At 48.0% G+C, this 15319-nt stretch carries 10 protein-coding genes and 2 tRNA genes; 6 read left to right on the top strand and 6 right to left on the bottom strand.

Features of this window, described 5'->3' with window-relative positions; all coding sequences use genetic code 11:
- Window positions 1–328: 328 nt before the first annotated feature.
- From C8N47_RS00010 to C8N47_RS00020, 3 genes are all read right to left on the bottom strand, one after another.
- Window positions 329–402, bottom strand: a tRNA-Asn gene (locus C8N47_RS00010).
- Between the two features lie 163 nt (window positions 403–565).
- Window positions 566–639 (bottom strand) — tRNA-Asn (locus C8N47_RS00015).
- A 185-nt stretch (window positions 640–824) separates the two neighbouring features.
- Complete coding sequence (locus tag C8N47_RS00020; RefSeq protein ID WP_107820469.1) at window positions 825–1589, bottom strand: hypothetical protein; 765 nt, start codon at window positions 1587–1589, stop codon at window positions 825–827.
- A 234-nt stretch (window positions 1590–1823) separates the two neighbouring features.
- Between C8N47_RS00020 and C8N47_RS00025 the strand changes: the two genes are divergently transcribed.
- The 4 genes from C8N47_RS00025 (at window position 1824) to atpC (ending at window position 7148) form a co-directional block, all read left to right on the top strand.
- Window positions 1824–4256: an efflux RND transporter permease subunit gene (locus tag C8N47_RS00025; RefSeq protein WP_245915639.1), complete on the top strand. Its 2433-nt coding sequence runs from the start codon at window positions 1824–1826 to the stop codon at window positions 4254–4256.
- Window positions 4257–4309: 53 nt separating this feature from the next.
- Window positions 4310–5263, top strand: a complete 954-nt coding sequence (locus tag C8N47_RS00030; protein ID WP_211315994.1) for a polyprenyl synthetase family protein — start codon at window positions 4310–4312, stop codon at window positions 5261–5263.
- A gap of 113 nt (window positions 5264–5376) precedes the next feature.
- The gene (gene atpD, locus C8N47_RS00035; protein ID WP_107820472.1) at window positions 5377–6888 is read left to right on the top strand and encodes a F0F1 ATP synthase subunit beta; all 1512 of its coding nucleotides are present in this window, start codon (window positions 5377–5379) and stop codon (window positions 6886–6888) included.
- A gap of 17 nt (window positions 6889–6905) precedes the next feature.
- A complete protein-coding gene (atpC, locus tag C8N47_RS00040; RefSeq protein WP_107820473.1) occupies window positions 6906–7148 on the top strand; it encodes an ATP synthase F1 subunit epsilon in 243 nt (80 codons plus the stop codon).
- Between the two features lie 218 nt (window positions 7149–7366).
- Here atpC and C8N47_RS00045 read toward each other — a convergent pair whose 3' ends face one another.
- Entirely contained in the window at window positions 7367–8536 is a 1170-nt protein-coding gene (locus C8N47_RS00045) for a MalY/PatB family protein (RefSeq protein ID WP_107820474.1), read from the bottom strand.
- A gap of 802 nt (window positions 8537–9338) precedes the next feature.
- Between C8N47_RS00045 and C8N47_RS00055 the strand changes: the two genes are divergently transcribed.
- Both C8N47_RS00055 and C8N47_RS00060 read left to right on the top strand, forming a co-directional pair.
- Window positions 9339–9917, top strand: coding sequence for a hypothetical protein (locus C8N47_RS00055; protein ID WP_146161392.1), 579 nt, complete (start codon window positions 9339–9341; stop codon window positions 9915–9917).
- Window positions 9918–10010: 93 nt separating this feature from the next.
- Complete coding sequence (locus tag C8N47_RS00060; RefSeq protein ID WP_107820477.1) at window positions 10011–10610, top strand: hypothetical protein; 600 nt, start codon at window positions 10011–10013, stop codon at window positions 10608–10610.
- 344 nt (window positions 10611–10954) lie between these two features.
- Here C8N47_RS00060 and ilvA read toward each other — a convergent pair whose 3' ends face one another.
- Both ilvA and porE read right to left on the bottom strand, forming a co-directional pair.
- The gene (gene ilvA, locus C8N47_RS00065; protein WP_107820478.1) at window positions 10955–12208 is read right to left on the bottom strand and encodes a threonine ammonia-lyase; all 1254 of its coding nucleotides are present in this window, start codon (window positions 12206–12208) and stop codon (window positions 10955–10957) included.
- 124 nt (window positions 12209–12332) lie between these two features.
- Window positions 12333–14330 carry a PorE family type IX secretion system protein gene (gene porE, locus C8N47_RS00070; protein ID WP_107820479.1) on the bottom strand — a complete coding sequence of 666 codons (1998 nt, stop codon included), beginning with the start codon at window positions 14328–14330 and terminating at the stop codon, window positions 12333–12335.
- Window positions 14331–15319 lie beyond the last annotated feature (989 nt).

Below are 15319 nucleotides of genomic sequence, written 5' to 3' on the forward strand. Positions count from 1 at the left end.
ATCCTGACGGCTGCTTACTTTGTTCTCTGGGAAAAAACACCTTACTTATTAAGTAGCCAGAACAAGGCAATTGAAGAACAACGAAGATTAAAAAGAATACAACGGTTAGAAAGACAATTAGCAGATTTAAAAAGCGTCTATCGAAATTAAAAGGTCGTGGTTTTTTTGGTGATTAAATCCCGTAGAAAAAACTGACATCAGACGCTAAGAACCAACAGTTGTTGCCATTGTGAGCACGTAGAAAAAATTATAATTCTTTTATAACCGAACTATATTTTGGTGAGTGACTTTCAGAAAAAAAGCCGATCATTACTGACCGGCTTTTCAGCTCCCCAAGTAGGACTTGAACCTACGACCTACGGATTAACAGTCCGCCGCTCTAACCAACTGAGCTATTGGGGAATAATTATTTTCGAACTTCGTATCCTTGTTTGAAGGTGAGTGCAAATCTAAAAGCTTTTTTTTGAATTTCAAAAATCAAAAGCTTCAATTTCGATCTAAACTCATCGTCAAAATATTTCCGAAGCATATAAAAAAGCCGATTATTACTAACCGGCTTTTTCAGCTCCCCAAGTAGGACTTGAACCTACGACCTACGGATTAACAGTCCGCCGCTCTAACCAACTGAGCTATTGGGGAATATTTGTTCTCAGAACGTTTGCCCTTGTTTTCAAAAGCGATGCAAAAATAAGAGCATTTTCGAAAACAAAAAACTTTTTACCGATTTTTTTGATCAAAAATCAGCACATCGGAGCGGGTATTTTTTGCAGGCACATCCACAGCTCGTCCTATTGCACACAAAGCAAGCCATTTAGACACTAGACCTAGAAATGGCGTGTTAATGCCGATCGCCACCAGCTGTAATATTTCCCTTCGAGCTCCTGAATTGACGGGAAAGGATAGAATAAATAATGCGCCTGGTCGCCTACATAAAATCCGGTTTTAATGGTTCGGTACGGAATATCGCCACTCAAATAACGCATCACTGTTTTTGTTTGACGTCCTGCCGATTCCTTGAGCTTGATTAAACAATCGCGCAGATGATCGGGATTGGGATAGGGCAGGTTATGAATCGGCGCATAGGGATCGGTCATCAGTTCGTTCAGGATCAGGTCGCACAAAAATACTTTGGGTGCCGACACCGGCTTGGACTGGTCGGTCAGCAGGCGGATAAAATCCAGCGGTCCCAGCTTGCTGGCCACACGGGTTGTTGTAGGCACCAGCTGCTGATATAAATGAACCGGATCGCTGTTATGCCCCACATAGTCCTTGGCGCTGAGCTCCAAAACGCGGCCATCGTCGGTCACCAGATAAAGACTGCGCAAAGCTTCGAGCGGTGTTTTCTCGAAGGTGCGATAGATGGACAGAAAGACCGAACGCTTGGGCTCGTTGTTTTCGTAAGGTTTGAGTTTCAGATTCACATAATCCTGATGGATGGTCGTTTTGTCGGGATCAATTTCGAAAAAGATAGCCTGCCCGCGGATCTGCTTTTTGGTGCCCACGGCCAGATAGTTTCCAAAGTCGACCGGTGCCAGGTGCGACACAATCATCGACTCGGGAGTAGCCACCAGATAATAGTATTTTTTCATGGCTTATTGATTTTGGTTTTCAGTAGAAAATACGAATTGGCCCGCTAAAAAGTTAATCGCCAGCGGCCCCGAATAAGCTACCGGAGCAGCCCCCGAACAGCAATTCGCTGCCGACACGCCGGCAGGGCCTCTCGCTGCCACGGCCCGGAGCACGATGTTAAGGATTCGATAAGCCGTAGCAGGCATTCTTTTCTAATCCGAATTTAATTGCCTACTTTCGCAAATCATTTTTTTTTGAAGAATTCGATTATGTGGGTGAAGTTCTCAAGATTAATCCTTAGAAACAGAGTTGCCGTACTATCCATACTTGCTTTAATTACCGTATTTATGGCTTTTCAGGCAACACGCGTTGAAATGTCGTACGAGTATGCGCAACTGCTCCCCAAAAAGGATACAGCTTATCAGGATTACCAAAAATTTAGAAACCTGTTTGGCGAAGAAGGCAACTTAGTTGTTGTAGGTGTTGAAGATCCGCAATTTTTCCAGTTGCAGCATTTCAGAAAATGGCAGGAGCTGAACCGTGACCTGACCGAAATTGACGGGGTTGAAAACCTGATTTCCGTATCGAGTGCCTACAACCTGGACAAAAACAGCCAGGAGCGCAAGTTTACAGCCCAGCCGATCTTTCCCGATCAGATTGCTTCGCAGAGCCAGCTCGACAGCCTGGCCAAGAGCTTCCGGTCGCTTCCTTTTTACAAAGGACTCCTTTATAACGGTAAAGCCGATGCGTATATGCTGGCCATTACCGTGAACAAAGACAAGATGCACTCGAAGCTACGCGAGCAACTGATTTTAAGCATCAAGGAACGCTGCGATCAGTTCAGCGAGGACAGCGGACTGGAGCTTCACTATTCAGGTCTCCCCTACATTCGGGTAATCAATTCCATCCGCATTAAAAAGGAGATCTATCTGTTCTCGGCCCTGGCAATGGGCTTATGTATTTTAGTGCTGTTTTTATTTTTCCGTTCGTTCAAGGCTGTTCTCATTCCGGTAACCATAGTGCTTACCGGCGTAATCTGGGCCGTAGGAACCATGGGACTGCTGGGCTTCAAAATCACCCTGCTCACCGGCATGATCCCTTCCCTGCTGATTGTGATTGGGATTCCCAACAGCATTTATATGCTGAACAAATACCACTACGAGTTTCGTGCCCATGGCAATAAAATAAAAGCCCTGCAACGGGTAATTATTAAAATCGGCAATGCCACCTTCCTGACCAACCTGACCACCGCTTCGGGCTTTGCAACTTTTGTGATTACCAACAGCGAAATTTTACGGCAGTTTGGTCTGGTAGCCTCGCTGAACATCCTGGGACTGTTTTTATTGTCGATCCTGATGATCCCCTCGATTTTCAGCTTTCTGGCCCCGCCTAATGAGCGGCACATCCAACACCTGGACAATAAAACCATTCGCCGCATTATCGACAAGCTGGTTGAGCTCACCTACCATCATATTAAATGGGTTTACTTTTCGGCCTTTTTGGTTCTGCTGCTGGGGCTTTACGGCATCACTCAAATCAAGAGTTCAGGCTATATGGTTGACGACATTCCCGAGAGCGATGTAATTTATAAGGATTTGAAATTCTTCGAGAAGCACATTGACGGAATCATGCCGCTGGAGATTATTGTTGACACCCGCAAGCCAAACGGAGCCATGAACATCCAAACCTTTAAGCTGATTGACAAGCTGGAGAACCGTTTATCAGCCTACGATGAGCTATCGTCCTCGCTGTCGTTATTGAATATTCTGAAGTTTGCCAAACAGTCGTTCTACAACGGGAAAGAAAAATATTACACCATACCGACCAACAACGAACGGAATTTCATTCTGGCTTATGCCAAAAACTCGACCGAAAACAGCAGCGCCGGAATTGGCAGTCTGCATTCATTCATCGACAGCACGCAACAGGTAACCCGCGTGAGCATCCGCATGAAGGATGTGGGCACCAAGCGCATGGAGCAGCTTTACGGCGACTTTAAAATGGAGGTGGACTCAATCTTCCCCAAAGAGAAATATGATGTTACCGTCACCGGTTCGAGTATTACCTTCTTTAAAGGAACGCAATATCTGGTTAAAAACCTGTTTTCCAGTTTAGCCCTGGCCATCTTCCTGATCTCGGCATTCATGGCCATCATGTTTTATTCGTGGCGGATGGTCATCCTGTCGTTAATCCCGAACATTCTGCCACTGATCTTTACAGCGGCAATCATGGGTTTCACGGGCATCCCCATCAAAGCATCAACCATCCTGGTATTCAGTATTGCCTTTGGTATTTCGGTTGACAACACCATTCACTTTTTGGCCAAATACCGGCAGGAACTGTCGCTAACGGGATGGAACATCCAAAAGTCGGTACGCATAGCGCTAAGCGAAACCGGCGTTTCCATGATGTACACCTTTGTGGTACTCTTCTTCGGCTTCGGCGTATACAGCATCTCTCAGTTTGGTGGCACCGCAGCGCTGGGGGTTCTGGTATCCTTAACACTTTTGGTGGCCATTACGTCCAACCTGATCCTTCTTCCAAGTTTATTAATCGGACTGGAGCGCTTAACAACGACGCGCTCGTTCCGCGAGCCATTGCTTCAAATTTATAATGAAGAGGAAGATATTGATCTGGATGAACTCGAAATAGAGGATCAGCACAAAGAGAAAGTTAACGACAAATAAACATCCAATAAATAGCAAGGACAATGGAGCGGGTTAAAACATTACAACATCAATTGATACACTATCTTGATAACGAGGCCAAATCCATTGGCCAAACGGCGCCCATCAACTTATACCGGCCGATAGAGTACACCCTGAACATGGGTGGCAAGCGCTTGCGTCCGGTAATGGTGCTGCTGGCTGCCGAGCTGTTTGGCGGCAAGGTGGATCAGGTGATGAACACCGCGCTGGCTGTTGAGATTTTCCACAACTTCACCCTGCTGCACGACGATATGATGGACAAGGCGGAGCTTCGCCGCAACAAGCCTGCTGTCCATAAAAAATACAACGAGAATATCGCCATTCTGTCGGGCGATGCCATGTCGATAATGGCTTACCGCTACTTGCTGAAGACCAAGCTGGACCGACAATCAGAAATACTGAGCCTGTTTACCGAAACAGCCATCGAGGTATGCGAAGGTCAGCAATACGATATGGATTTCGAAACGCGTCTGGATGTCACCGTTACCGAATACCTGGAGATGATCCGCCTGAAGACGGCTGTTCTGCTGGCGTGCAGCTTCAAAATGGGAGCCTTGGCGGCCAATGCCAGCGATGCTGATGCAGCACATATTTACAATTTCGGCATCAACCTGGGCCTGGCCTTCCAGCTTCAGGACGACTGGCTCGACTGCTATGCCGACCAGGACAAATTTGGCAAGCGCATTGGCGGCGACATCCTGGCCAACAAAAAAACCTTTTTGCTGATCAATGCTCTGGAACGCGCCAACAAGGCCGACAAGCAGGAACTGATCGGCTGGCTGGAAAAAACGCAGTTTGACGAAACGGAAAAAATTGAAGCTGTGAAAACGATCTACCGAAACACAGCTGTGCCGGAAATCACACAGGAAGCCATCACAGCCTATTACAAACAAGCAATCGAATCAATCCAACATATAGCCATCGCCGAAAGCCTGAAAAAAGACTTACGCGATCTGGCCGACTCGATTTTGAAACGAGAACATTAACAATGCTGTTGTCGCCCGGAGGAAATTCCCAGCCGCTTTTAAATGTTAACCTGCTTGGTGAATTAAGGTGGTTTTCGTAATTTCCCGACGCACAGGATATAAACTAATATAATATGGATCAGAATATTGGTAAAGTGGTACAGGTGATCGGACCTGTAGTCGATATTAGTTTCGACCGGGAGGGAGCCGAGCTTCCTAAAATTTATGACGCTCTGGAGATTGTTCGCCCGGGCACGACAAATCTTGTCGTAGAATGCCAGCAACACATTGGCGAAAACACCATTCGCGCCATCTCAATGGATTCAACCGACGGATTAAAACGAGGTATGGAAGTAGTGCCTTCGGGTGCTCCCATCACCATGCCCAAAGGGGAAGCTGCCCTGGGACGACTGCTCAACGTCACCGGCGATGCCGTGGATGGCCTGAAGCAATTGACCAAAGATGGCCTGCACATTCACAACAAACCGCCGAAATACGAAGATTTAACAACCGAGACCGAGGTACTTTACACCGGGATCAAAGTAATTGACCTGATTGAGCCCTACGCCAAAGGGGGTAAAATTGGCTTGTTCGGTGGTGCCGGTGTTGGTAAAACCGTCTTAATCCAGGAGCTGATTAACAACATTGCCCTGGCACACAGTGGCCTATCGGTATTTGCCGGTGTTGGTGAACGTACCCGCGAGGGGAACGACCTGCTTCGCGAAATGATTGAAGCCGACATTGTGGACTACGGAAAAGATTTCAAGGAATCGATGGAAAAGGGTAGCTGGGAGTTGGATAAGGTGAGCGAAGAAAGCCTGAAAAAATCCAAACTGGCCCTGGTATTCGGGCAGATGAATGAACCCCCGGGTGCGCGTGCTCGTGTTGCCCTGTCGGGACTAACCATTGCCGAAAGTTTACGCGATGGCGACGGCACCCCCGGATCAGGTAAAGACATCCTGTTCTTTGTTGACAACGTATTCCGTTTCACCCAGGCGGGATCTGAGGTGTCAGCCCTTTTGGGACGGATGCCATCAGCCGTAGGTTACCAACCGACGCTGGCCACCGAAATGGGTGTGATGCAGGAACGAATCACCTCAACCAAAAACGGATCTATCACCTCGGTGCAGGCAGTTTATGTGCCTGCCGATGACCTGACCGACCCGGCGCCGGCAACAACCTTTGCCCACCTGGATGCCACAACCGTACTGAGCCGTAAAATCTCGGAGCTCGGTATTTACCCGGCTGTCGACCCGCTGGATTCTACATCGCGCATCCTGACTTCGGATGTGGTGGGTAAGGAACATTACGAATGTGCCCAGCGCGTGAAGGAGATTCTGCAACGCTATAAAGAGCTGCAGGACATCATCGCCATCCTGGGGATGGATGAACTCTCGGAAGAAGATAAACTGGTGGTTCACCGTGCCCGTCGTGTTCAGCGTTTCCTCTCGCAACCCTTCTTTGTTGCCGAGCAGTTTACCGGACTGGAAGGAAAACTGGTGTCGATTGAAGATACCATTAAAGGCTTCAACATGATTATGAATGGCGAGGTTGACCAATACCCCGAGGCTGCCTTCAACCTGGTGGGTACCATTGACGAGGCAATTGCCAAAGGTGAAAAAATGATGGCTGAAGCAGCCGTTTAATCCCTAAAGCTGAAACTATGTTTCTTGAGATTATTACACCGGAAAAGAAATTATTTAGCGGCGAAGTTAAATTGATCAAGCTCCCCGGAGCCCAAGGCGGCTTCGAGATCCTGACCAAGCACGCCCCCATTATTTCAACCCTGGTTAAAGGACAAATCAAAGTTATTGACTCGGCCGATGAAACTTCATTTATTGATATTTCGGGCGGGGTTATTGAGTCGCAGGATGACAAAATCATCGTGCTGGCCGAAGCACACTAGAACGTTCGTTCATGACGATAAGCAAGAAACCTGAAGGGGAAATCCTTCAGGTTTCTTCTTTTTGTGAAAGTCTCTACTGCTTTTACCTTCCATCTAATGTACCCACCCTGCCCTCCCTCACGAGGGGAAATTCCGACTTTGTCGGAACGGGAGGGTCAATCTAATTCAAAAGAATCCACGTTCATCCCTGTTGCTGATTCCCGGAAACCAGGCCGGAATTACTTACGCAGCACCTCGACCATTCGCCGAAGGGCTTCCTCCAGGGTTGCACGGGTACATCCCAAATTCAGGCGCATAAAGCCGCTGCCCTGCTTGCCAAACTGAGTTCCCTTATTCAGCCCCACACCTGCGTCGAGCAAGGCCTGGTGCAACTGTTCATCCGTCAGCCCCAGTGCCGAAAAATCGATCCAGGCCAGGTAGGTTGACTCCAGCTTCATGGGCTTCACCTCCGGAAGCTGTTCCCCGAGGTAGTCGACCATAAAGTTGAAGTTCGCTTCCAGATAAGCCACCAACTGTTTGCGCCATGCCTCCCCTTGGGAAAAAGCCGTTTCCAGGCCAATGTGTCCGAAAATATTGCCCATGTGCAGATGCGGCACATTTAACCGGCGCTCGTAGCGGGCCCAATGCCGCTTGTTGGGGATAATCAAAAAGGACGTCGTCAGCCCGGCCAGATTAAAGGTTTTACTGGGGGCCATACAAACCACGCAATTTTGTGCAATGGCATCGGAAAGGGTTGGTACAGGCGTGTGCCGGTAGCCCTCAAAAATCAAATCGGAGTGAATTTCATCCGACACAATCAGGATCTTGTGCTCGACACAAAAGTTGGCCAATGGTAAAAGCTCTTCGCGGGTCCACACCATGCCACCGGGGTTTTGCGGATTACACAACAACAGCATTTTTGTTTTGGCAGTCACTTTGGTTTTCAGATCATCCAGATCGAAGGTATAGCGGCCATCCACCAGCTTCAGCGGATTTTCGAGCACTACCCGCTTGTTGCCGGTCACCGACTCGAAAAACGGAAAATACACCGGCTTTTGGATGATGATTTCGTCGCCCTCGTCCGAGAAGGCCTCAATCAGCAAATTCAGGCCGGCCACAACACCGGGGCTGAAGGAAATCCACTCTTTCTGAATCGCCCAGTCGTGCCGCTGCTTCATCCAGTCGACTATGGACTGAAAGTACGAGTCCGGGCGGAACGTATAGCCCAACACTTCATGATCGAGCCGTTTCCGCAAAGCATCAAGAATAAAGTCGGGGGTTTTAAAATCCATATCGGCCACCCAGAGTGGCAACACATCCGGTTTTCCGAAAATTCGCTCCCGGGCATCCCATTTTAAACTGTTAGTACCATCGCGCAATATCGCTTCATCAAAATCATAATTCTTCATCTCGTATCTTCAATTTTATTTATACTCCCTGTTTTCGTTGGCTCGTCGGCCCGTAAAGCCGGCTGATTCTTTCTTGTCGAGCCATACCGCTTAGCAATTGATCACCCTACAAACGCAGGTTGCTTTTTATTGAGTTTCAACTACCGACCGGTATCACACTGCCTTGCCCGGCTTCATCGGGGTACATCAGCCTCGCCGACCGCCGCAAAGCCGTATCCTGCATCAAAAACAAGCCTACAGCAAGGCGGTTCACAAAAGTGTGCATTCACAATACTCAGCATTGTTTTTTGCTCCGTCCTGCAAAAAACCGAAACCCGGACGGTAAAGCTAAACAATCAAGCGGAGGAATTCCTGTATTATTTTCAGGAAAGGGAGAATAAGCCGGGAAACAAATATGCGGAGATCATCCGCTGTTGAGCCATTTTTTCGCAAAATGTCGCCGACAACAGAGAAACAGCAACAAGAAGCGTTGACAAACTCCATCGCTGTTAACAAATGTTATGACCCGGCCAATAAAAGACGCTGAAGTGTTAATATTGGCTTAACAGATAACAATTTCGAAACACTTTTCAAAATTTTAACATTAAAAAAACAAGATGCTCCACGACATACAACACACACGCTATCTTACTGAGCCATTGCCTATTCCATCTTTGTCAAAACGACACAAAGATTGCAAATATGCTGAAGAGCATACTTTTTAACCTAGGCTTAACGTGTGTTGTGCAGCATATTTCATACCCGCAGTCTATCTTTGTAGCGTGCTTAATGTTTAACCTTAAAGGATTAAAAAATGAAAACAATGAAAACAATTATCGCAGTGATCGCCTTGGTAGCCTCGGCCAACATTGCATTTGCAACCGGTAACTTACGTGTTGATATTTTACCTTTGTCGTCAGAACGTGCTGTTGTTGCCGTTTCAAGCCAAACAGAGTCTCAATACGAAATCAGCATCGAAAATGCTTACGGCGAAGTAATCTATTACAAAGAAACGGAAGGAAACGTTACAGATTACCGTAAAGTTTACGACTTCTCGAAATTAGAGCAAGGCGAATACAAGGTTATCGCAACCATTGACGGTGCTACCAGCCAGCGTTTATTCACCGTAGGATCGAACGAAATTGCTGTAGGTAAACTAAAGTATGTTGCCGACCCGGTATTTACATTCAAAGATGATGTTTTGCGCGTAGCTTACTTAAACTACCCGGGCGAACAAGTAGACCTGAAAATTTACGATGGTAACCAGCTGATCTATTCCAAAGCAATCAACAGCGAATTTGCGGTAAACGAAGGCTTAAACCTGTCGAAACTGAGAAGCGGAAACTACCAGGTTGTACTTGCCAGCGAAAACGAAGTATTCGACTACACAGTTCGTAAGTAATTACGGGCTTCAACCAAACGACTTAAAACGCGGGCAACCGCGAATACCAAGATCAAAGATTTCAAAGTTGAACGGATTAGAAACAGAACAGAGATGAAAACAACAATGAAACTTTTTAGCATCGTCGTTCTCCTGATAGCCTCAGGAAAACTAAGCTTAGCCCTGGATACCCCAAAGGTTGAGATTAAGCCCCTGGCAGGCTCCAATGCCTTGCTGGAGGTGAACGACGCAACCAGTGCAACACTGGAAATCATTCTCCAGAACAAGTCGGGCGAGATTGTATATTACAGCCTCACCGAGCCGGAAACCGAATCGTACCAAAAGGTTTACGATCTTTCGGAATACAAGCCTGGTGTTTACGACCTGATTGTAACCAGCAATAACGTGGTTACTGAACATCAGCTGACCATTGCCGACAAGAAAGTTAGTCTGGGTGAGAAGCAGATGACCATGGAGCCCTTTTTCTGCTACAGCGATAAGGATGACATCCTGCGAATTGCTTATTTGAACTACCCTGGCGAAAAAATGAAGCTTAAAGTTTACGACGGAAATGAACTTATTTACAATAAAGCATTGGATAATTCATTTTCAGTAAACGAAGGACTTAATTTATCGAAACTCCAGGCCGGACAATATCAAATAGTGCTTGCGGCAGGATCCAAGAAATTTGCCTATCCGGTAACGATCAGATAACAAACTAAACGATATGAAATCCAATGCGGTTCCCACGAGAAACCGCATTTTTTTTGCCCTAAAAAGTCGTGATTCCCGCGTTTCGCTTAAGGCTCAGGCTGAAAAGGCAATGGCATAAAATGCCATCCCCCCCCCCGGGAGCACAGCCTCCGGTTCCCTTCTCGCTATCGATGAAATAAAGCCGGTTCGCTTTGATGCAATCCTGAACGACAAGCATGACAACCACGATAACCATGACAACCACGACAACTTCTGACAACGCGACAACTTTTGACAACCTGTCAACGACCAACTTTCCCCTTACGATAACCTCCCGGGAGCTGGCCGTTTTGGCCGTATTCTGATCAGATCAGATACTGAAACAAATCCGGTTTATCGTTGATGTATTCATACACGAAACCATGTTCGGTCATTCGCAGCAGCAAGCCCTCCAGATCCTTTTTATCGCTTAATTCAATGCCAACAAAGGCAGGTCCTTTTTCGCGGTTGGTTTTTTTCGAATACTCGAAGTGGGTAATGTCGTCGTTGGGTCCCAGCACATTGTCCAGAAAGTCGCGCAATGCGCCGGCGCGCTGCGGAAAGCGAATCATGAAATAATGTTTCAAGCCCTCGAACAACATCGAACGCTCCTTAATTTCTTCTGTTCGGGTAATGTCGTTATTGCTGCCCGAAACGATGCACACCACATTTTTCCCTTTAATTTTATCGGCATAGTAGTCCAGCGCTGCAATCGACAGGGCACCAGCCGGCTCAACAACAATGGCATCGCGATTGTAAAGCTCCAGGATCTTGGTGCAGATTCGTCCTTCGGGAACCAGCACCACATCGTCGATAATTTCCTGACAGATCTGAAAAGGCAACTCTCCCACCCGCTGAACAGCAGCTCCGTCGACAAACTTGTCAATATTCTCGAGTTTCACCAGCTCGCCCTTTTTCAACGAGGCCGACATGGAGGGCGCTCCGGCCGGTTCAACCCCGATAATTTTAGTATTGGGGCTCACCTGTTTAAAGTAGCTGCCTACACCGGCAATCAGCCCCCCGCCACCAATAGGCACAAAAAGGTAATCGATCTGGCAGGTTGAGTCCTGGATGATCTCCAGAGCTACGGTCGCCTGTCCTTCAATAATCAGCGGGTCGTCGAAGGGGTGAATAAAGGTTTTGCCGTTCTGCTCACAATCTTTCAGCGCTTCGGCACTGGCCTGATCGTAGGTGTCGCCACAAAGGACAATCTCGACAAATTCGCGACCGAACATCTGCACCTGTTTTATTTTTTGCTTGGGCGTTGTGGTCGGCATGTAAATCTTCGCCTGTGTTCCCAGCTTATAGCTCGAGTAAGCAACCCCCTGGGCATGATTGCCGGCACTGGCACAGACAATTCCGTTTTTCAACTGCTCGGGGCTAAGGCTTCTGATTTTATTGAAAGCCCCCCGGATTTTGTAGGAACGAACCAACTGCAGGTCCTCCCTTTTCAACATGACACGAGCCTGAAACTGTTCGGAAAGATTGAGGTTCTCGGCCAGCGGAGTGCCGCTCAAAACCTCGTTTATTGTCAACTTGGCGCGATTGATCGCCTGTAAAGTCGGAAAATATTTTGCCATAATTTTCAATTCAAAAAAAAGAAGTGATCGGTGTTTTCGAACACAGCCGCAAAAGTACCGCTTTTCCGGCATCCATCCTTCTTTTTTAAGCATATACTGACTGGCCGAACCGAATGTTTTACGTTTAACGCTCCGGTTGATACTCCTCCTGGTAATCGGTTGACAGCACCCGGAATTCCGTGCGCCGGTTGATCGACTTGGCAATCTCCTGTTGATCAACCGACAGCCGGTTGATATAATCCTCGGTCAACTCATCGTTGCGACGCAGAAAGTCGTATTGTCGCGCCAACTCGCGGGTCACTTTCTTGGGCCATGTTTCGCCGTAACCTTTGGCCACCAGACGATCGGGACTTATTCCGCGCTGAATAAGGTAGTCGACAGCTGCCTGAGCACGCTTCTGCGACAGCTCGAAGTTAAATTTATCGGAGCCAACATGGTCGGTGTGCGACATCAGCTCGATGGTAATGGTCGGATTCAGATTCAGGATCTGCACCAGGCTGTCCAGCGAATGCTTCGAAGCCTCATTCAGCTCCCAGGCACCAAAGGCATAACTGATATTTTCAACCTTCACCGGCTCGTCGATCGGGCGCAGATACAAGCGAACATTGAAGTCTTTACTGTCGGTTAAGCCAATGGTATTTTCGCGCAGTTTATCACTGAGATAACCATCGCGATAAGCCGCAAAAACATATTCGGTTTCGGGGTTTAGCTTAAGCTGAAACTTGCCGTCGTTGGCCCGCATCCTCAGGTTTGTGCCATCGGTGGCAATCACGCGCACCCGGGCGCCATCCAGCCGTTGTCCGGTTTCCTGATCGTAAATCTCACCCGTGATGCGATACACTTTCGGGGGCAGGTAAAAGGAGTAAATATCGTCGCTGCGCGATCCCTTGCGGTTGGACGCAAACAGGCCCCGCGGATCTTCCGCATTGATAAAGGTCATGCCGAAGTCGTCGCCCGACGAGTTGACAGGCACTTGCAGGTTTTCGACCTGCCACTGCCCATCTTCATCTTTCGTTGCTTTAAAAATATCGAGTCCGCCCATTCCCGGATGATAGTCGGACGAGAAGTACAGATTACCCTCATAATCCATGGAGGGAAACAGCTCGTTGCCCGGCGTGTTAATCTCTTTGCCCAGATTCACCGGATTGCCAAAGGAATTTCCCTCGCGGCTGGCCATCCAGATGTCGGTGCCTCCCAGTCCGCCACCCCTGTTGGACACAAAATACAGCGTGTTGCCATCGGGCGAGAATGCCGGATGCGCCACAATCAGGCTATCGTCGGCCAAAGGCACCAGCATGGGTTCCGACCAGTTTCCGCGCGACATACGGGTCGCAAACAAACTGGCGCCCATGTTTTTCGATTTATCGTACCGACAACGGGTAAACACCATCAGGTCGCCGTTGGGCGATATGGCGGGCGCTCCCTCTTCATCTTCGGTATTAATAATCCGACTTTCGTCCAGCAGTTCGGGCTCCGACCATTTTTGCTTTTGCAGCAGAAACTCCGAACGGAACAAATCGGCAAAGTGCTCGCCGGTAATAGCACTCTTTTGTTTGCCGGTATTTTCGCTTTCCCGCATCGACGAGAAAATCACCTCATTATCGCGTCCCCCAACATAAGCCACACCATAGTCGCTGTAGCGCGAGCTCAGCTCCCGCACCGGACTAACAATATAGCGGCTGGGATTTTTCTCCCAAAGCGGCACATAATCACAGGCTTCGAGTCCCTGCCGGGCTCGCTCATCATCGGGGAAAAGCTCCAAATACTGCTGATAGTATAGTTTGGCCTCCTCAAAATTCTGATAGGCCCGCAAACACTCGGCACAATCGAAAATGACTTTTTTATCGGGATAGTCGCGACGAATGGCATTCTTATACCAGATGGCCGCCCGTCCGTAATCGCCCAGCTTGTGATAAGCCTGCGCCAGCTGAAAAGCCATCTCCACCCGATGTTGCGGGTTACTATCCTTCCGGTAGGCCTTGCGCAACTTTTCGGCCGTGCGGTAGTACTCGCCCCGCTCGACCGACGACAGACCCGCGTTGTACATTTTCTGGGATGTACAGGCAGCTATGAAGAATAACAACAGGATGCTTAGCAATGGTGATAATAATGCTCGATTCATGAATGCCGGTGATTTATCGCTAAAAATATTGATTTCTACTAAGCTGAAACGCAAATTTTAAAGTTAAAGTATTTTCACGAACCATTTTCTGCGGGCTGCACGAGCCGCCTATCAAACCAAAGTGGCTTGATATTAACAGCAAAATTTGAAGGGCTGAGCGAACAGCTCCTTGTCCGGCTCCGCTGAAAAACAACGCTTAAAATGACTGTGCCCTTCCTCCTTATTGGAACCGGGTGCTCAGGGAGGGGTCAAACTGCTCAGGGGGAGGTGAAGCTGCTCGTGAACGATGAGAAATTGCTCCGGGGACAGGTCGAATTGCTCAGGGAAGGGTCAAACTGCTCGGGGGACGCGTCAAACTGCTCGGGGACGGCTTCATATTGCTCGGGGGACGGTCAAATCTTTCAGGGAATGGCTCAAACTGCTCAGGGGACGCTCCAAATTGCTCGGGGAAGGCTTCAGACTGCTCGGGGAAGGGTCAAACTGCTCAGGGACGGGTCAAACTCCTCAGGGGAGGGTCAAACCTGCTCGGGGGACGCGTCAACCGGGCGTTTCAAAATTTTGGTATGTCTTTTCCTAAAATAGCTTGACAGATTTATACTTTATTTGGTAGGATGTAAATGTTTTTCATTTCATTTACTGGTTTACAAATCTAATAAGATTCTAATTCCTGATTGCGTTCATACTTCATTTTCTTTATCCTGTTTTTTGGTGGTTGTTTTTTCTCTTTGCTGGTTTCGCTAATAAGCAGCGTTCTACTCCCTGTTTTTAGCCTTGTGTTTTTTTCAATTGACTGAAGCAGCTTGTCTTGTTGTCACAGGTTATCATGGTTGTCACAAGTTATCGGGTTGTCATCCAAGACGCCATCAGCTCATAAGAAGGTCGTTCGATCAATGCCAAAACGTTGGGAACCGGTTGGCCTGGTTTTATCGAAGCCGAAATCAAACGAAAAGCTTCCTGCAATCCCGGAGGGATGCTAGTTGGGTAGCATA

Source organism: Mangrovibacterium marinum (assembly GCF_003046625.1).
Classification (GTDB): Bacteria; Bacteroidota; Bacteroidia; order Bacteroidales; family Prolixibacteraceae; genus Mangrovibacterium; species Mangrovibacterium marinum.

Bases quoted from the DNA above. Each gene is read 5' to 3' on its own strand.
- C8N47_RS00060 (WP_107820477.1), top strand. From the start codon at position 10,011: ATGAAAACAACAATGAAACTTTTTAGCATCGTCGTTCTCCTGATAGCC.
- C8N47_RS00055 (WP_146161392.1), top strand. From the start codon at position 9,339: ATGAAAACAATTATCGCAGTGATCGCCTTGGTAGCCTCGGCCAACATT.
- atpC (WP_107820473.1), top strand. From the start codon at position 6,906: ATGTTTCTTGAGATTATTACACCGGAAAAGAAATTATTTAGCGGCGAA.
- C8N47_RS00045 (WP_107820474.1), bottom strand. From the start codon at position 8,536: ATGAAGAATTATGATTTTGATGAAGCGATATTGCGCGATGGTACTAAC.
- atpD (WP_107820472.1), top strand. From the start codon at position 5,377: ATGGATCAGAATATTGGTAAAGTGGTACAGGTGATCGGACCTGTAGTC.
- C8N47_RS00020 (WP_107820469.1), bottom strand. From the start codon at position 1,589: ATGAAAAAATACTATTATCTGGTGGCTACTCCCGAGTCGATGATTGTG.
- porE (WP_107820479.1), bottom strand. From the start codon at position 14,330: ATGAATCGAGCATTATTATCACCATTGCTAAGCATCCTGTTGTTATTC.
- ilvA (WP_107820478.1), bottom strand. From the start codon at position 12,208: ATGGCAAAATATTTTCCGACTTTACAGGCGATCAATCGCGCCAAGTTG.